Annotated in this window: 20 protein-coding genes; all 20 read left to right on the forward strand. The window is 37.8% G+C overall.

Annotated features, from left to right (window positions below; genetic code table 11):
* The first annotated feature begins 80 nt into the window (after positions 1-80).
* The 20 genes from CD112_RS01830 (at position 81) to murA (ending at position 16,847) form a co-directional block, all read left to right on the forward strand.
* Positions 81-680: a thymidine kinase gene (locus tag CD112_RS01830; RefSeq protein WP_002481799.1), complete on the forward strand. Its 600-nt coding sequence runs from the start codon at positions 81-83 to the stop codon at positions 678-680.
* A 2-nt stretch (positions 681-682) separates the two neighbouring features.
* Positions 683-1,759 (forward strand): peptide chain release factor 1, encoded by a 1,077-nt coding sequence (gene prfA, locus CD112_RS01835; RefSeq protein ID WP_023016117.1) that lies wholly within the window; start codon positions 683-685, stop codon positions 1,757-1,759.
* Positions 1,749-2,588, forward strand: a complete 840-nt coding sequence (prmC, locus tag CD112_RS01840; RefSeq protein WP_103363759.1) for a peptide chain release factor N(5)-glutamine methyltransferase — start codon at positions 1,749-1,751, stop codon at positions 2,586-2,588. The genes prfA and prmC overlap by 11 nt, the downstream gene beginning before the upstream one ends.
* Positions 2,589-2,695: 107 nt before the next feature.
* Positions 2,696-3,739: an L-threonylcarbamoyladenylate synthase gene (locus CD112_RS01845; RefSeq protein ID WP_070626499.1), complete on the forward strand. Its 1,044-nt coding sequence runs from the start codon at positions 2,696-2,698 to the stop codon at positions 3,737-3,739.
* Positions 3,736-4,170, forward strand: coding sequence for a low molecular weight protein arginine phosphatase (locus CD112_RS01850; protein WP_070626498.1), 435 nt, complete (start codon positions 3,736-3,738; stop codon positions 4,168-4,170). The genes CD112_RS01845 and CD112_RS01850 overlap by 4 nt, the downstream gene beginning before the upstream one ends.
* 114 nt (positions 4,171-4,284) lie before the next feature.
* Positions 4,285-4,812 (forward strand): TIGR01440 family protein, encoded by a 528-nt coding sequence (locus CD112_RS01855; RefSeq protein ID WP_023016114.1) that lies wholly within the window; start codon positions 4,285-4,287, stop codon positions 4,810-4,812.
* Positions 4,813-4,837: 25 nt separating this feature from the next.
* Positions 4,838-6,076 (forward strand): serine hydroxymethyltransferase, encoded by a 1,239-nt coding sequence (gene glyA / locus CD112_RS01860; RefSeq protein WP_103363760.1) that lies wholly within the window; start codon positions 4,838-4,840, stop codon positions 6,074-6,076.
* 23 nt (positions 6,077-6,099) lie between these two features.
* Positions 6,100-6,729 carry a uracil phosphoribosyltransferase gene (gene upp / locus CD112_RS01865; RefSeq protein WP_070626497.1) on the forward strand — a complete coding sequence of 210 codons (630 nt, stop codon included), beginning with the start codon at positions 6,100-6,102 and terminating at the stop codon, positions 6,727-6,729.
* A 164-nt stretch (positions 6,730-6,893) separates the two neighbouring features.
* Complete coding sequence (gene wecB / locus CD112_RS01870; protein ID WP_070626496.1) at positions 6,894-8,045, forward strand: non-hydrolyzing UDP-N-acetylglucosamine 2-epimerase; 1,152 nt, start codon at positions 6,894-6,896, stop codon at positions 8,043-8,045.
* A gap of 160 nt (positions 8,046-8,205) precedes the next feature.
* Positions 8,206-8,556: an ATP synthase subunit I gene (locus CD112_RS01875; RefSeq protein ID WP_002481790.1), complete on the forward strand. Its 351-nt coding sequence runs from the start codon at positions 8,206-8,208 to the stop codon at positions 8,554-8,556.
* A 33-nt stretch (positions 8,557-8,589) separates the two neighbouring features.
* A complete protein-coding gene (atpB, locus tag CD112_RS01880; RefSeq protein WP_002481789.1) occupies positions 8,590-9,315 on the forward strand; it encodes a F0F1 ATP synthase subunit A in 726 nt (241 codons plus the stop codon).
* A 48-nt stretch (positions 9,316-9,363) separates the two neighbouring features.
* A complete protein-coding gene (atpE, locus tag CD112_RS01885) occupies positions 9,364-9,576 on the forward strand; it encodes a F0F1 ATP synthase subunit C (RefSeq protein WP_002481788.1) in 213 nt (70 codons plus the stop codon).
* Between the two features lie 113 nt (positions 9,577-9,689).
* Positions 9,690-10,214 (forward strand): F0F1 ATP synthase subunit B, encoded by a 525-nt coding sequence (locus tag CD112_RS01890; RefSeq protein WP_002481787.1) that lies wholly within the window; start codon positions 9,690-9,692, stop codon positions 10,212-10,214.
* The gene (locus CD112_RS01895; RefSeq protein WP_002481786.1) at positions 10,214-10,753 is read left to right on the forward strand and encodes a F0F1 ATP synthase subunit delta; all 540 of its coding nucleotides are present in this window, start codon (positions 10,214-10,216) and stop codon (positions 10,751-10,753) included. The genes CD112_RS01890 and CD112_RS01895 overlap by 1 nt, the downstream gene beginning before the upstream one ends.
* 22 nt (positions 10,754-10,775) lie before the next feature.
* A complete protein-coding gene (gene atpA / locus CD112_RS01900; RefSeq protein WP_002481785.1) occupies positions 10,776-12,287 on the forward strand; it encodes a F0F1 ATP synthase subunit alpha in 1,512 nt (503 codons plus the stop codon).
* A gap of 33 nt (positions 12,288-12,320) precedes the next feature.
* Positions 12,321-13,184: an ATP synthase F1 subunit gamma gene (gene atpG, locus CD112_RS01905; protein ID WP_070626495.1), complete on the forward strand. Its 864-nt coding sequence runs from the start codon at positions 12,321-12,323 to the stop codon at positions 13,182-13,184.
* A gap of 22 nt (positions 13,185-13,206) precedes the next feature.
* The gene (gene atpD / locus CD112_RS01910) at positions 13,207-14,622 is read left to right on the forward strand and encodes a F0F1 ATP synthase subunit beta (RefSeq protein ID WP_002481783.1); all 1,416 of its coding nucleotides are present in this window, start codon (positions 13,207-13,209) and stop codon (positions 14,620-14,622) included.
* Positions 14,623-14,641: 19 nt separating this feature from the next.
* Complete coding sequence (locus CD112_RS01915) at positions 14,642-15,046, forward strand: F0F1 ATP synthase subunit epsilon (RefSeq protein ID WP_002481782.1); 405 nt, start codon at positions 14,642-14,644, stop codon at positions 15,044-15,046.
* 186 nt (positions 15,047-15,232) lie between these two features.
* Positions 15,233-15,466, forward strand: a complete 234-nt coding sequence (locus CD112_RS01920) for a DUF1146 family protein (RefSeq protein WP_002481781.1) — start codon at positions 15,233-15,235, stop codon at positions 15,464-15,466.
* 109 nt (positions 15,467-15,575) lie between these two features.
* The gene (gene murA, locus CD112_RS01925; RefSeq protein WP_002481780.1) at positions 15,576-16,847 is read left to right on the forward strand and encodes a UDP-N-acetylglucosamine 1-carboxyvinyltransferase; all 1,272 of its coding nucleotides are present in this window, start codon (positions 15,576-15,578) and stop codon (positions 16,845-16,847) included.
* Positions 16,848-16,912 lie beyond the last annotated feature (65 nt).

Below are 16,912 nucleotides of genomic sequence, written 5' to 3' on the forward strand. Positions count from 1 at the left end.
TTCTTGCAGTTATTTCTCTATCAAAATTAAAAATATGATATAATGAGATGATTTTGTTTTGAAAAGGAAGGAAAAGCATAATGTATGAAACTTATCATTCCGGCTGGATTGAATGTATTACCGGCAGCATGTTCAGCGGTAAATCTGAAGAATTAATCCGCAGATTAAAACGCGGCATGTATGCAAAACAGAAAGTCGTTGTATTTAAACCTGCAATAGATAATCGTTACCATAAAGAAAAAGTGGTATCGCATAATGGTAATGCGATAGAAGCCATTACAATTAAAGCAGCTGAAGAAATCTTTGAACAGGATTTAACAGGGGTAGATGTCATCGGTATTGATGAAGTACAATTCTTTGAACATTCAGTAGTAGATATCGCACAAGAGTTGGCTGAACAAGGTCATCGTGTGATTGTTGCTGGATTGGATATGGATTTCAGAGGTGAACCTTTTGAACCGATGCCTCAACTAATGGCAGTCAGTGAACTTGTCACAAAGTTACAAGCCGTTTGTGCAGTCTGTGGTGCACCTGCCAGCAGAACGCAACGTTTGATTAATGGCAGACCTGCGAAAGCAGATGATCCGATTATTATGGTTGGTGCAGATGAAAGTTATGAACCGAGATGTCGTGCACATCATATTGTCGCACCAAGTGAGACTGAGAAGGAGGAATTATAATCATGTTTGATCAATTAGACATTGTTGAAGAACGTTATGAACAGTTGAACGAATTACTGAGTGATCCAGATGTGGTCAGTGATTCTGATAAACTGCGTGAATACTCAAAAGAACAATCTGATTTACAAAAAACAGTAGATGTTTATCGTGAGTATAAACAAAACAAAGAAGATATTGAAGAAATGAATGAAATGCTGAATGAAACAACAGACAAAGAAGAAGTCGACATGTTGAAATCAGATATCAGCGAATTAAAAAATACATTACCTGATTTAGAAGAACAATTAAAACTATTATTGATTCCTAAAGACCCAAATGATGACAAGAACGTTGTCGTTGAAATCCGTGCCGCAGCAGGTGGAGATGAAGCAGCCATCTTTGCGGGTGATTTATACCGTATGTATTCACGTTATAGTGAAGCACTAGGATATAAAACTGAAGTCATTGAAATGAATGACAGTGACCATGGCGGTTTCAAAGAAATCAGCTTTATTATCAATGGTCAAGGTGCTTATTCTAAATTGAAATACGAAAATGGCGCACACCGTGTACAACGTGTACCTGAAACTGAATCAGGCGGTCGTATTCATACATCAACTGCTACTGTAGCGGTACTGCCTGAAGCGGAAGATGTAGAAATTGAAATTAGAAATGAAGACTTGAAAATTGAAACATATCGTTCAAGTGGTTCAGGTGGTCAGCACGTCAATACGACTGACTCAGCAGTACGTATTACGCATTTACCAACAGGTATTATTGCGACATCATCTGAAAAATCACAAATTCAAAACCGTGAAAAAGCATTGAAAGTGTTGAAAGCACGTGTGTATGATATGAAATTACAAGAAGAACAAGAAAAATACGCATCTGAAAGAAAATCAGCAGTGGGTACTGGGGACCGTTCAGAACGTATTCGTACGTATAACTATCCACAAAATCGTGTCACTGATCACCGTATCGGTTTAACAATTCAAAAGTTAGATCAAATCATCGAAGGTAAATTAGATGAAATTATCGATGCGTTAACAATGTCAGAACAGACAGAGAAATTGAAAGAATTGAACAACGTTGAATTATAAAGAAGCGGTTCAAGCTGCCTCAAAACAAGCGACTACTCGTGGTTATGAACCGAAACGCGCAGAATGGCTGTTGCTAGATTTATTAGATTGGTCGTTGACGGACTATGTACTGCATATACAGGATACCATGCCAGAAGAACATGAACGGTTATATCAACAAGCGGTCGAACGTATGTTGACAGGGGAACCGATTCAATATATCACTGGCTTTCAAAGTTTCTTAGGAGAAAAGTTTCAAGTAGATGAACGTTGCTTAATACCAAGACCTGAAACAGAAGAAGTGCTCATGTACTTTTTAGAACGTTTGCCTAAGCAAAGTGTGGTGGCAGATATTGGGACGGGAAGTGGTATTTTAGCTGTCTCCTTAAAACGTTTAGAACCAAGTTTGACAGTGTATGCGTCAGATTTGTATGAAGGACCGTTAACTATTGCTGAAGCTAATGCGAAGCTGCATCAAACAGAAATTACTTTTATACAAGGCAGTGACTTGGAACCTTACATTAAACAAGGTATTCGTTTAGATGGTTTGATTTCTAATCCGCCGTATATTGATGAAAGTGAATCTGTCGATATGGCCGAAACAGTTTTGGATTATGAACCACATCAAGCTTTATTCGCAGATGAACAAGGTTTAGCGATTTATCGTGCGATCATTGAAAAATTGCCGTATGTTTTAAATGATCAGGCACTTGTCGTCTTTGAAATTGGTTATAATCAAGGCGCAGTATTAAAAACGATGATTGAAACCATGTATCCAAAAGTACAAGTTGAAGTCGTCGCTGATATTAATCAAAATGATCGAATTGTCGCATTTAAATGGTCAGCTTAAACAGAGGATGAGAAGTTATGGGAGAAGAAGGGGAATCGCACATTCCCTGTTCTCGCATAACTTCTTATTTTGTTTTACAATTAAATTGAAAGGACGTGCAGCAGAAAATGATGACAAAAACATGGGATTTACGTAACCAATTACAGACAGAACAAGGTCAACGTGCATTAAATGAAATCAGTGACATCTATCATGCGGGCGGTTTAGTCGCAATTCCGACAGAGACAGTTTATGGATTAGGAGCTAACGCATGTGATGATCAAGCCGTACGTCGTATCTATGAAGCGAAAGGACGTCCATCTGATAATCCTTTAATCATTCATATTCATGATAAAAGCCAATTGAATGATTTTGTGGCTTCTTATTCAAAAGAAGTGGAACAATTAATGGATGCGTTTTGGCCAGGGCCGATTTCTTTTATCTTACCGTTGAAACCAGGTTACTTATGTGAACGTGTCTCAGGAGGTCTTGACTCTATCGCAGTGAGAATGCCGAGTCATCCTATTGGTCGTGCTATTTTGAAATATACAAATCTGCCGATTGCTGCACCGAGTGCTAATATTAGCGGCAGACCTTCACCTACAACTTTCTCACATGTCTTTAATGATATGGACGGACGAGTAGAAGGAATAGTAAATGGTGATCAAAGTGAAGAAGGTTTAGAAAGTACAGTACTTGACTGCACACAATATCCTTATAGAATTGCAAGACCAGGTGCGATAACAGAAGAGATGATTGACTCTGTATTGCCAGGTTCTGTAGACCATGATGCACAATTAAATACAGAAAAACCAATCGCACCAGGTATGAAGTATAAACATTATTCACCACAAACACCTGTAGCGATGCTGACAAGTTTAACACAAGCTATTTCAGAGGATAAAGATTGGTCGCATACATTGTTTGCGGTACCTGCGACATTGCAGGCTTACTTGCCAAAAGATGCTATTTATCGCGAACTTGCAAAAGATGTCACTGATTTAAAATCCGCAAATCATATGCTATATCAAATTCTGCACGAGCTTGATACGGATGAATCCATTGAACAAGGTTATATTTATCGTTTTGAACTTACAGATGAAAGTACTGCTTTCTTAAATCGTTTAGAAAAAGCAACAGGTAATCAACAAATAGGAGCGGATCAACTGTGAAAATAATCTTTGTTTGTACAGGAAATACATGTCGCAGTCCAATGGCTGAAAGTATTGCGAAATCATTAATGCCTGAACATACCTTTTATTCAAGAGGTTTATTTGCGATGAATGGTCAAACTGCAGCTGCATATACACAATCTATTTTAGAAGTAAAAAATTTAGATTCACCGACAAAGGCTTGTCAGTTGTCTGAAAGTGATTTAGATGCAGACTTGATTTTGACAATGACTGAAGGACATAAGCAACAACTTGAAATGATGTATGCGCAACCATTACCGGTATATACGCTTTATGAGTTTGCAGGCCAAAAAGGTGAAGTTTCAGATCCCTATGGCGGAGACCTCAATCAATACCAACAGATTTATAATGAACTGAATTACTTATTGAACGAAGTGAAGTTAAGATTGGAAAAAGATGTTAATAATTAGTATGAGTTGAGCTTTAAATGCGTTATAATAGCAACTATATAGCATCGTTTGCTTTACATAAGCGAGAACTTTTCTGTTTTCGCTTGAGATGAGTTTACAAAGGGGTGGAATTAAATGGAAAATTTGAAGTTATTGCTTAATGAGTTAAAAGAACAAGATTTCTTCAAACCCGGAGAAATTTGTGTTATTGGTTGTTCAACATCTGAGGTTATCGGTGAGCGAATCGGCTCAGTCGGTTCAATGGAAGTAGCACAAGAAATCTTTGATGCTTTGATGGAAATCCGTAAAGAGACAGGTGTCACTTTTGCATTCCAAGGTTGCGAGCATATCAATAGGGCAATTACTATCGAAAGAGAACATTTCAATCCACTTACAATGGAAGAAGTTACAGTTGTGCCCGCAACGCATGCTGGCGGCAGTATGTCGACATATGCTTATCGTCACTTAGACAATCCGATGGTTGTTGAACATATCACTGCTGATTGCGGTATTGATATCGGTCAAACAATGATCGGTATGCATATCAAACATGTTGCAGTACCTGTACGTACTTCAGTGAAGCGTGTCGGGGATGCGGTCGTGACACTTGCGACTTCTAGACCTAAGCTAATCGGCGGCGAACGTGCTCACTATACTTTATAACTAAATGAATTGGGGGAATGATGTCATGTCATTTATCGAAAAGGAAGACAAAGCAGTATTTGAAGCTATTCAAAACGAATACAATCGTCAGAATAACAACATTGAATTAATCGCATCAGAAAACTTTGTGTCAGAAGCAGTTATGGAAGCACAAGGTTCAGTATTGACTAACAAGTATGCTGAAGGTTACCCAGGACGCCGTTATTATGGCGGCTGCCAATTTGTAGATGTAACAGAAACATTAGCGATTGAACGTGCGAAAGAGTTATTTGGTGCAGAACACGTTAACGTACAACCACACTCAGGTTCACAAGCAAATATGGCAGTTTATTTAGTTGCATTGGATTACGGTGACACTGTATTAGGTATGAACTTAAGCCATGGCGGTCACTTGACACATGGTGCTAAAGTCAACTTCAGCGGACAATTTTATAACTTTGTCGAATACGGTGTAGATAAAGAAACAGAACGCATCGATTACGAAGAGGTACGTCGTCTTGCGAAAGAAAACAAACCTAAATTAATCGTTGCGGGAGCATCAGCTTACCCAAGAGAAATCGACTTCAAGAAATTCAAAGAAATTGCTGATGAAGTCGGTGCTAAATTAATGGTAGACATGGCACATATCGCTGGTTTAGTAGCTGCAGGTTTACATCAAAACCCAGTAGACTATGCTGATTTTGTGACAACTACAACGCATAAAACTTTAAGAGGCCCTCGTGGCGGTATGATTCTTACTAAAAAAGAATATGCGAAACAAATTGATAAAACAATTTTCCCAGGTATTCAAGGTGGACCATTAGAACATGTTATTGCGGCAAAAGCAGTAGCATTCGGTGAAGCATTGCAACCTGAGTTCAAAGTTTATCAAGAACAAGTCATCAAAAATGCAAAAGCATTAGCTGATACGTTAATCAATGAAGGCTTCAGAGTGGTTTCTGGTGGTACAGAAAACCACTTAGTAGTGGTTGATGTTAAAGGTTCATTTGGTATTACAGGTAAAGAAGCGGAAGAAGCATTAGATGAAGTGGGCATTACTTGTAACAAAAACACAATTCCATTTGACCAAGAAAAACCATTCGTAACAAGCGGTTTACGTTTAGGTACACCAGCTGCAACAACACGTGGATTCGATGAAAAAGACTTTGAAGAAGTAGGTAAAATCATCAGCCTAGTTGTTCAAAATCCTAAAGATGAAGCGAAGTTAAAAGAAGCTTCTGAACGCGTACAAGCTTTGACTTCAAAACATCCACTATATAAATAAGAGAACTAGGAGGCTATTCCTTTATGGGAAAAGTACATGTATTTGATCATCCGTTAATTCAACACAAATTAAGTTACATCCGTGACGTCCACACTGGAACAAAAGAGTTCAGAGAGTTAGTAGACGAAGTCGGTATGTTAATGGCATATGAAGTGACAAGAGATTTGGAACTTCAAGATGTTGAAATCGAAACACCCGTGACTAAAACGGTAGCGAAAAGATTATCTGGTAAAAAACTAGCGTTTGTACCGATTCTTAGAGCTGGTTTAGGTATGACACAAGGTGTCTTAAGCTTAACCCCTGCAGCGCGTGTCGGTCATGTCGGTTTATATCGTGATCCAGAAACATTGGAAGCAGTTGAATACTTTGTTAAATTGCCTCAAGATATTGAGGATAGACAAATTATTGTCGTAGATCCAATGTTAGCAACAGGTGCTTCAGCAATTGAAGCTATCAACTCGTTGAAAAACCGTGGTGCGAAACATATTCGTTTCATGTGCTTGATTGCTGCGCCTGAAGGTGTGGAATTACTTCAAGAAGCGCACCCGGATGTTGATATTTATATTGCAGCACTTGATGAAAAATTGAATGATAAAGCATATATCATCCCAGGTTTAGGTGATGCTGGAGACCGTTTATTCGGTACAAAATAAGAAGTGTTCAGCAGTCACACATATTAACCTATGTGCATGCTTTAAATGGAAATAAGAGATAAATAGATATAAGAGTATGCAAATTGTTTAGCGTAGATGAACAGAAAGTTCAATCTGTGATGCCATAACATTGCATACTCTTTCTCTGTATAGGAGGCATTGACTTGAAGAAAATAATGACAATCTTCGGCACGCGACCTGAAGCAATCAAAATGGCGCCATTAGTCAATCAATTAAAACATGAAGAAGCGCTAGAACCTGTGGTTGTCGTTACGGCTCAACATAGAGAAATGCTTGATGCTGTACTAGAAACGTTTGATATTCAACCAGATTATGATTTAGATATTATGAAGGCAGGGCAAACGTTATCAGATATTACTTCTAGAGTTTTAAAAGGATTGGAAGCTATTATTCAACAAGAGAAACCAGATATGATATTAGTCCACGGTGATACGATGACTGCATTTGCCAGCGGTTTAGCAGCATTTTACAATCAAGTCGCTATAGGTCATGTAGAAGCTGGATTAAGAACTTGGAATAAGTATTCGCCTTATCCTGAAGAGATGAATCGCCAAATGATCAGCTGTTTATCAGATATTCATTTTGCGCCGACAAAACAAGCGAAGGCGAATCTATTAAAAGAGAATATACCTAGCGCTAAAGTTGTAATTACAGGCAACACTGCCATTGATGCTATGAATACTACAATTCAAAAGGATTATCATTCAGAAGTGATGAAACGTCATAAAGACAAGCGCGTTATTTTATTGACAGCGCATCGTAGAGAAAATTTAGGTGAACCCATGGCACATATTTTCAGTGCATCACGAAGATTAGTGGAAGCACATGAAGATGTGGTGTTGGTTTATCCTATGCATAAGAATCCTAAAGTACGTGAAATTGCACAACAGTATCTCAGTGATCATGATCGTATAGAATTGATAGAACCTTTAGATGTCGTAGATTTTCATAACTTTGCCCATCAGTCTTATTTGATACTGACAGATTCAGGCGGTATTCAAGAAGAAGCACCATCTTTAGGCAAACCAGTTTTAGTATTAAGAGATACAACAGAACGACCTGAAGGTGTAGAAGCGGGTACCTTGAAATTGACTGGAACGGATGAAGAAGATGTGTATCGAGAAGCTGAATTATTATTAACGGATCAAGCACTTTATCAGCAAATGAGTGAAACTGCCAATCCTTATGGTGATGGTAAAGCTTCGAAACGCATTTGTGACAATATTAAGTATTATTTTAATCTGACAAGCGAAAAACCTGTAGATTTTAATGAAAATAAAGACAATTATGAATGATTTGTTAAAAATGTGTCTAATTTGTGACAAAAATCACTCATAAGAATTGCATGTTTTGAATGTAATTGACACGCGTTCCATTGCTATATTATGATTAAAAATGTATGGATGAAATGGTTTACAAATGATTCGTATCTCCATGTGAAATGAGGCACAATAAATGAAACAGTTCAACTTAATTTTTAAGCAATATCTTCAATATTACATTTATTGGTTGTTAGCCTTGGTTGTAATAGCAATTTTTATACCAAAGCCTTTCATTATTGGTCTTATCATCGGTTCATTTGGTTCCTTGATCAATACATACATCTTTGAATTATATTTATCTCAGGCGCAGAAACAAGAAACGTCTCAGATATCTACAGGTGGGATATGGCGCTTTTTAGTGGCACTTGCTGCTTGTATTATCTGGGTTTATTTCAAAAACCAAGTGAATATTATTGGTGTAATGATTGGTTTAATGATTTCATACTTATTAATCATTTTTCGACCATTTCTTCACAAAATGTAATACAAATCAACGAATGAAAGAGGTGAGTATTATATGCAACATAAAAGCCCTGTAGTTACATGGGAGCTATTTGGTTTAGATATCAAATTCAACTTGGCTAGTATTTTAATGGTAATTATTACAGCAATTATTGTTTTAGCAATAGCCATAGCTTGTACACGTAACTTACAGAAACGACCGACTGGCAAACAGAACTTCATCGAATGGGTCTTTGACTTTGTTAGAGGCATCATCGAGAGTAACCTTGCATGGAGACATGGCGGTCAATTCCACTTCTTGGCAGTAACATTAATTATGTTTATCTTTATCGGTAACATGTTGGGTCTGCCATTTGCGATAGTCATCGACCATACGCTATGGTGGAAATCTCCGACAGCTGATGCCACAGTTACTCTGACGTTGGCAATGTTAATGATTCTGTTGACACATTACTACGGTATCAAGTTGCGCGGAGCGAAAGGTTACTTTAAAAATTATGCTCAGCCTTTCTTAGCGTTAACACCTGTCAATATATTTGAAGAATTTACAAATACATTGACGCTCGGTCTACGTTTATACGGTAATATTTACGCTGGTGAAATTTTAATCGGCTTATTATCTACTTTAATCATAGGCCATGCAGCTTGGGGTTGGATTATCGGTATTCCAGGCTTAATTGCTTGGCAAGCATTCTCGATTTTCATCGGTACGATCCAAGCGTATATCTTTATCATGTTATCCATGGTATACATGTCCCACAAAGTTGCGGACGACCACTAGTTTTTCCACATTAAAATTTTATAAAAATATTTAGGAGGATTTTTTAATATGAATTTAATCGCAGCGGCAATCGCAATTGGTTTATCAGCACTTGGTGCAGGTATTGGTAACGGTCTTATTGTATCTAGAACAGTTGAAGGTGTAGCACGTCAACCAGAAGCACGTGGACAATTAATGTCAATCATGTTCATCGGTATCGGTTTAGTTGAGGCATTACCTATCCTTGGCCTTGTTATCACATTCATCGTCTTATTCATGTAATTTATACATCGATACTAACGGCGAAGTCTCACATCGACTCTCGCCATTTCTTTCGTAAACAACTATCGTAAGAGCCAATAGAGGACTTTGAATGAAAGGAGTGTCCAAGTACTGTGACTGCGACTACAAACACATTAGTTTTAGGTGCTGCAGGCGGCGGTGTTGAATGGGGTTCAGCATTAGTAACATTAATTACTTTCTTAATCCTTTTAGCATTGCTTAAAAAGTTCGCATGGGGTCCATTGAAACAAGTCATGGATAAACGTGAACGCGATATCAACAAAGATATCGATGATGCAGAACAAGCTAAAATTAATGCTCAAAAATTAGAAGAACGAAATAGACAAACACTAAGAGAAACTCAAGAAGAGGTTCAAAAAATCTTAGAAGAAGCAAAAGTTCAAGCGCGTGACCAACATGAACAAATCATTCATGAAGCTAACGTCCGTGCAAACGGCATGATTGAAACTGCACAAAGTGAAATCAACAGCCAAAAAGAACGTGCAATCTCTGAAATCAACGATGAAGTTTCTAAACTATCAGTTCTGATTGCATCTAAAATTTTACAAAAAGATATCTCAGAACAAGATCAAAAAGACTTGATCGACAAGTACATTAAAGAGGTAGGGGATAAATAATGGCAGATGTTGCTAAAAAATATGCCCAAGCACTGTATGAAACGTCACTCGATAAAGATGTTTTAGATTTAATGTACGATGAATTTGCTGTTATTGATGAAGCAGTAATTCCTTATAAAGAGAAATTAAAATCTTTCGATGAAGATCCAAAGAATATTGCACAAAACCGCAAAGCTTTTGTTGATGCAACATTCCAAGATATCAATGAATACTTAAAAAACATGTTATATGTCTTAGCTGAAAATCGTAATCTTGCGATTATCTCTGAAGTATTCAGAGCATTCCAAGGTTTATACAATCAACACTATAATCAAGACTTTGCAACGGTTGAGTCTGTATATGAGCTTTCTCCAGAAGAACTGGACAAAGTAGGGGAGTCTTTAATTCAACGTACAGGACTTGAAAGAGTCATTCTTACAAATGAAATCAATCCAGCACTCATCGGCGGTTTGAGAACAACTGTAGGAACTAAAGTATATGACGGCAGTATTCAAAATGATCTTATTAACTTAGAGAGAAGATTTACTAGAACGAAATAATAATTATAGAGGAGTGACATAGATGGCCATAAAAGCTGAAGAGATTAGTGCATTACTTCGCTCACAAATTGAAAATTATGAGTCAGAGATGTCTGTTACTGATGTTGGTACAGTAATTCAGATTGGTGACGGTATTGCATTAGTTCACGGATTAAACGACGTTATGGCTGGTGAGTTAGTAGAATTCCATAATGGTGTGCTTGGACTAGCTCAAAACTTAGAAGAATCTAACGTCGGTATTGTAATTTTAGGACCATACACTGACATTAAAGAAGGCGACGAAGTTAAACGTACAGGACGTATCATGGAGGTGCCTGTAGGTGAAGAATTAATCGGTCGTGTCGTGAATCCATTAGGTCAACCACTTGATGGACAAGGTCCAATTGAAACAAATAAAACACGCCCAGTTGAAGAAAAAGCAACAGGCGTTATGGCAAGAAAATCAGTTGACGAACCATTACAAACAGGTATCAAAGCGATTGACGCATTAGTACCAATCGGTCGTGGTCAACGTGAGTTAATCATCGGTGACCGTCAAACTGGTAAAACAACAATTGCAATCGATACAATCTTGAACCAAGCGGATCAAGACATGATTTGTATCTATGTAGCAATTGGTCAAAAAGAATCAACAGTACGTGCGACTGTAGAAAAATTAAGACAGCATGGTGCTTTAGATTACACAATCGTTGTAACTGCATCAGCAGCTGACCCAGCTCCATTATTATACATTGCGCCATATGCAGGTGTAGCAATGGGTGAAGAATTCATGTTCGACGGTAAACAAGTGTTAATCGTTTATGATGATTTAACTAAACAAGCAGCAGCTTACCGTGAACTTTCATTATTACTTCGCAGACCACCAGGTCGTGAAGCATACCCAGGTGACGTTTTCTATCTACATAGTAGATTATTAGAACGTGCAGCTAAATTGAACGATGAATTAGGTGGCGGTTCAATTACTGCATTACCTATCATTGAAACACAAGCCGGAGATATCTCTGCTTATGTTCCAACAAACGTAATCTCAATCACTGATGGACAAATCTTCTTAGAATCAGACTTGTTCTTCTCAGGGGTACGTCCAGCGATTAACGCCGGATTCTCAGTATCTCGTGTAGGTGGTTCAGCGCAAATTAAAGCAATGAAAAAAGTTGCGGGTACTTTACGTTTAGACTTAGCTTCATACCGTGAGTTAGAATCATTCGCGCAATTCGGTTCAGACTTAGATGAATTCACAGCAAGAAAATTAGAACGTGGTAAACGTACAGTTGAAGTTCTTAAACAAGGACAAGGCGAACCATTACCAGTTCAAAACGAAGTATTAATCATCTACGCATTAGTTAATGGCTTCTTAGATGATATCCCAGTTCAAGACGTTCAACGTTTTGAAGCAGAAATCATCAGCTGGACTAAAAACAATGCGCCAGAAATCTTAGATGAAATCAAAACAAAAGGTACTTTACCTGACAAAGAAAAAATGAACAGCGCAATTGAAAACTTCAAACGCAGTTTCAGTATTTCTGAAGAGTAAGATGAAGCGAAGTATAAATAAGGTGGTGAAATAATGGGATCTCTAAAGGATATTGATTCAAGAATCAAGTCGACGAAAAAAATGAATCAAATTACCAAAGCGATGAACATGGTAGCGAGTTCTAAGCTCAACAGAGCACAACGTAACACGAACCAGTTCAAACCTTATATGGAAAAAATGCAAAATGCGATTACAGCAGTTGCAGGCCAAACGACTTCTAATCATCCGATGCTGAAGAAACGTCCGGTTAAAAAACGTGGTTACTTAGTTATTTCAAGTGATCGTGGATTAGCTGGTGCATATAACGCAAATATCTTGAAGAAAGTGGTACTAGATATCGAAGCGCGTGGTGAAAGTCAGAGCGATTATAAATTACTCGTTCTTGGTAAAGTAGGTATTGATTTCTTCAAAAACAGAGACTATGAAGTAGACTTTGCACTGCCGGATGTTCCAGATCAACCGTCATACAAAGATATTTCTTCTGTAACGAAGAAAGCAATCGATTTATATAGCAACGGTGATATTGATGAGTTGGAAATTTACTACAACAAATTCGTCAACGTTCTTGAAAATACGCCAACTGCAAGAAGAGTATTACCATTAGCAGAAGAAGATACAAGTTCAGGACATGGACAAATGTCTTCATATGAATTCGAACCAGATAAAGAATCAATTTTAAATATTATTTTGCCGCAATATGTAGAAAGCTTAATTTACGGCTCAATTCTGAATGCGAAAGCCAGCGAGCACGCATCTAGAATGACTGCCATGAAGAATGCTTCTGATAATGCGAGCGACCTTATTGACGATTTATCATTAGAATATAACCGAGCACGTCAAGCAGCAATCACACAACAAATTACTGAGATTGTCGGTGGCGCAACAGCTCTTGAATAGTATATTAAAGGAGGAAAAAAGAATGGGTGTAGGCCGCGTAACACAAATCATGGGTCCAGTTATTGACGTAAGATTCAATCATGATGAACTGCCTAAGATTAATAACGCATTAGTGCTAGATGTACCTAAGAAAGATGGCACGACTGAATCTCTTACATTAGAAGTAGCACTTGAATTAGGCGACGACGTAGTTAGAACTATCGCCATGGACTCTACAGACGGAATTAAACGTGGTGACGACGTTAAAGACACTGGTCGTCCAATCAGTGTACCTGTCGGTGAAGATACGTTAGGAAGAGTATTTAACGTTTTAGGTGATCCAATCGATAATGATGGACCGATTTCTGAATCAGTTCCACGTGAACCAATTCATAGACAACCACCTAAATTTGATGAATTATCAACAAAAGTTGAACTACTTGAAACTGGTATCAAAGTAGTAGACTTATTAGCACCATATATCAAAGGTGGTAAAGTTGGTTTATTCGGTGGTGCCGGAGTAGGTAAAACTGTATTAATCCAAGAATTAATTAATAACATCGCTCAAGAACACGGCGGTATTTCAGTATTCGCAGGTGTTGGTGAACGTACACGTGAAGGTAACGACTTGTACTTCGAAATGAGCGACAGTGGTGTTATCAAGAAAACAGCGATGGTATTCGGACAAATGAACGAACCACCTGGTGCACGTATGCGTGTAGCTTTATCAGGTTTAACAATGGCTGAATACTTCCGTGATGTTAAAGGACAAGACGTTCTTTTATTCATCGATAACATTTTCCGCTTCACACAAGCAGGTTCTGAGGTATCAGCATTGCTTGGCCGTATGCCATCAGCCGTTGGTTACCAACCAACATTGGCAACAGAAATGGGTCAATTACAAGAACGTATCACTTCTACAATGAAAGGTTCTATCACATCTATCCAAGCGGTATTCGTACCTGCCGATGACTATACTGACCCAGCGCCAGCAACAGCTTTCGCTCACTTAGACTCAACAACTAACTTAGAGCGTAAATTAACAGAAATGGGTATCTACCCAGCCGTTGACCCATTAGCGTCAACTTCACGTGCGCTTGAACCAAGCATCGTTGGTCAAGAACACTATGATGTTGCTCGTCGTGTACAATCAACATTACAAAAATACAGAGAATTACAAGATATCATCGCAATCTTAGGTATGGATGAATTATCTGATGAAGATAAGAGCACAGTTGAACGCGCAAGACGTATTCAATTCTTCTTATCTCAAAACTTCCACGTTGCAGAACAATTCACTGGTCAAAAAGGTTCATACGTACCTGTTAAGCGTACAGTTGAAGACTTCAAGGACATTCTTGAAGGTAAATACGACCACATCCCTGAAGATGCATTCCGTTTAGTCGGCAGCATGGACGATGTATTAGAAAAAGCTAAAGACATGGGTGTTGAAGTATAATATTAGGAGGTAAAGTTTAATGAACACAATGAACGTTAATATTGTTACTCCTAATGGTTCTGTTTATAACCAAGATGATGTTGAAATTGCGATTCTGCAGACAGTTGGAGGCGACATTGGTGTAATGGCCGGCCATTTACCAACTGTTACAGCAATTAAAACAGGTTATGTTAAAGTAAATTATACAGATGGGATTGATTTCATTGCGGTCAGTGATGGTTTCGTTGAAATCAGACATGAAAGCACATCAATTATTGTACAGACAGCAGAAAAAGCTGAAGATATTGATATCAGACGTGCTAAATCGGCTAAAGAAAGAGCAGAATCACATTTGAATAACAATGACGAAGATACTGACATTAACAGAGCAGAACGAGCTTTAGAACGTGCGGAAAACCGCATTAAAGTTTCGGAAATGAAATAATAACAACCATAAAGTATAGGATATATCTCACTTTGAGGTATATCCTATTTTTTAATGTCAAATTTTAGGGTAAACATATGAGTGAACAGATATTAGGATTTTGAATTTCTAAGTAAGAATGTATGATTTTACTCTATTTTCATGTACAATATGAGACAGTAAACAATTGAGGAGACGACAAAGATCATGGAATATTTAGGGCAATTTGCGATTGCGCATTTGATTATGCATGTGCTTTGTATCTGTGTCGCATATTGGGCATTGAATGCGATTAGGTTGGATCAATTCTTTAAAAAGGGTTATCCTGTCCAAGTACAAGTATTGATTATATTTCTTGCGATTTTAATCGGAACAGGAGTTAGTAATTTCATCATAGATTTATTGCAATTTTCAACGCAACTTAAATATCTTGGCCGCTAATCGTTTGAGTGTAATTCAAATGTTTTTCCATATATAATAATAGGTAATAGAAGAGATGAGAAATTTTTAAATTGAAGATGTTCAGGAGTTAAAAAGTGGAGGAGTAGTAATGAATAGAGATAGAATGATTATTAAAGGCGGAAATCGTCTAGTAGGAGAAGTACAAGTTGAGGGAGCAAAAAATGCAGTATTGCCAATTTTAACTGCATCATTGTTAGCTTCAAAGGGAGCGAGTACATTACATAATGTGCCTGAGTTAAGCGATGTTGAAACGATTAATAATGTACTTTCAACGCTTAATGCTGAAATTGAGTATCATAAAGAGGATAACAGCGTGACAGTTGATGCGACGAAACAATTGAATTCAGAAGCACCTTATGAATATGTCAGTAAAATGCGTGCGAGTATTTTAGTCATGGGTCCATTGCTTGCACGTTTAGGTCATGCAAAAGTAGCTTTACCAGGCGGTTGCTCTATCGGAAGCAGACCGATTGAACAACATATCAAAGGATTTGAAGCACTAGGTGCCAAAATTCATTTAGAAAACGGCTTTGTCTTTGCAGAAACTGCAAATGGTTTAACAGGTGCAGAGATTCACTTAGATTTCCCAAGTGTAGGTGCTACACAAAATATCATCATGGCGGCTTCATTAGCAAAAGGTAAATCTGTTATCGAGAATGTTGCACGTGAACCAGAAATCGTTGACCTAGCAAACTACATCAACGAAATGGGCGGTAATGTAACTGGTGCAGGAACAGATACAATTACGATTCATGGTGTCGAAGCTTTACATGGTGTAGAACATGCGATTATCCCAGATCGTATTGAAGCTGGTACATTACTTGTAGCAGGCGCTATTACAAGAGGCGATGTTTTAGTTAAAGGTGCAATTAAAGAACATTTAACAAGCTTGTTGTATAAACTAGAAGAAATGGGGGTCAACTTATCATATGAAGATAAAGGTATCCGAGTATCTGCAGAAGGTGAATTGCAACCAGTAGATATCAAAACATTACCACACCCAGGATTCCCTACAGATATGCAATCACAAATGATGGCGTTATTGTTAACAGCTGAAGGACATAAAGTCATTACAGAAACTGTCTTTGAAAATCGCTTTATGCATGTTGCTGAATTCAAACGAATGAATGCTCAAATTACGGTTGAAGGACGCAATGCAAAAATTACAGGTAAAAGCCATTTACAAGGCGCACAAGTGAAAGCAACTGATTTACGTGCTGCAGCAGCATTGATTTTAGCCGGTTTAGTGGCTGAAGGTACTACTGAAGTTTCAGAATTACAACACTTAGATAGAGGTTACGTAAACTTTAACGGTAAACTTAAAGCTTTAGGTGCTGATATTGAGCGTGTTAATAAATAAGTAAGTAGGGGATTAAGATGATTAAACGCTTTTATTTTAAAGTGATAAAATTACCGATTGGTTTT

The organism is Staphylococcus simulans (assembly GCF_002902285.1).
In the GTDB taxonomy this organism is placed as follows: Bacteria; Bacillota; Bacilli; order Staphylococcales; family Staphylococcaceae; genus Staphylococcus; species Staphylococcus simulans.

Bases quoted from the DNA above. Each gene is read 5' to 3' on its own strand.
- CD112_RS01830 (WP_002481799.1), top strand. From the start codon at position 81: ATGTATGAAACTTATCATTCCGGCTGGATTGAATGTATTACCGGCAGC.
- prfA (WP_023016117.1), top strand. From the start codon at position 683: ATGTTTGATCAATTAGACATTGTTGAAGAACGTTATGAACAGTTGAAC.
- CD112_RS01845 (WP_070626499.1), top strand. From the start codon at position 2,696: ATGATGACAAAAACATGGGATTTACGTAACCAATTACAGACAGAACAA.
- CD112_RS01855 (WP_023016114.1), top strand. From the start codon at position 4,285: ATGGAAAATTTGAAGTTATTGCTTAATGAGTTAAAAGAACAAGATTTC.
- glyA (WP_103363760.1), top strand. From the start codon at position 4,838: ATGTCATTTATCGAAAAGGAAGACAAAGCAGTATTTGAAGCTATTCAA.
- upp (WP_070626497.1), top strand. From the start codon at position 6,100: ATGGGAAAAGTACATGTATTTGATCATCCGTTAATTCAACACAAATTA.
- CD112_RS01875 (WP_002481790.1), top strand. From the start codon at position 8,206: ATGAAACAGTTCAACTTAATTTTTAAGCAATATCTTCAATATTACATT.
- atpB (WP_002481789.1), top strand. From the start codon at position 8,590: ATGCAACATAAAAGCCCTGTAGTTACATGGGAGCTATTTGGTTTAGAT.
- atpE (WP_002481788.1), top strand. From the start codon at position 9,364: ATGAATTTAATCGCAGCGGCAATCGCAATTGGTTTATCAGCACTTGGT.
- CD112_RS01895 (WP_002481786.1), top strand. From the start codon at position 10,214: ATGGCAGATGTTGCTAAAAAATATGCCCAAGCACTGTATGAAACGTCA.
- atpA (WP_002481785.1), top strand. From the start codon at position 10,776: ATGGCCATAAAAGCTGAAGAGATTAGTGCATTACTTCGCTCACAAATT.
- atpG (WP_070626495.1), top strand. From the start codon at position 12,321: ATGGGATCTCTAAAGGATATTGATTCAAGAATCAAGTCGACGAAAAAA.
- atpD (WP_002481783.1), top strand. From the start codon at position 13,207: ATGGGTGTAGGCCGCGTAACACAAATCATGGGTCCAGTTATTGACGTA.
- CD112_RS01915 (WP_002481782.1), top strand. From the start codon at position 14,642: ATGAACACAATGAACGTTAATATTGTTACTCCTAATGGTTCTGTTTAT.
- CD112_RS01920 (WP_002481781.1), top strand. From the start codon at position 15,233: ATGGAATATTTAGGGCAATTTGCGATTGCGCATTTGATTATGCATGTG.
- murA (WP_002481780.1), top strand. From the start codon at position 15,576: ATGAATAGAGATAGAATGATTATTAAAGGCGGAAATCGTCTAGTAGGA.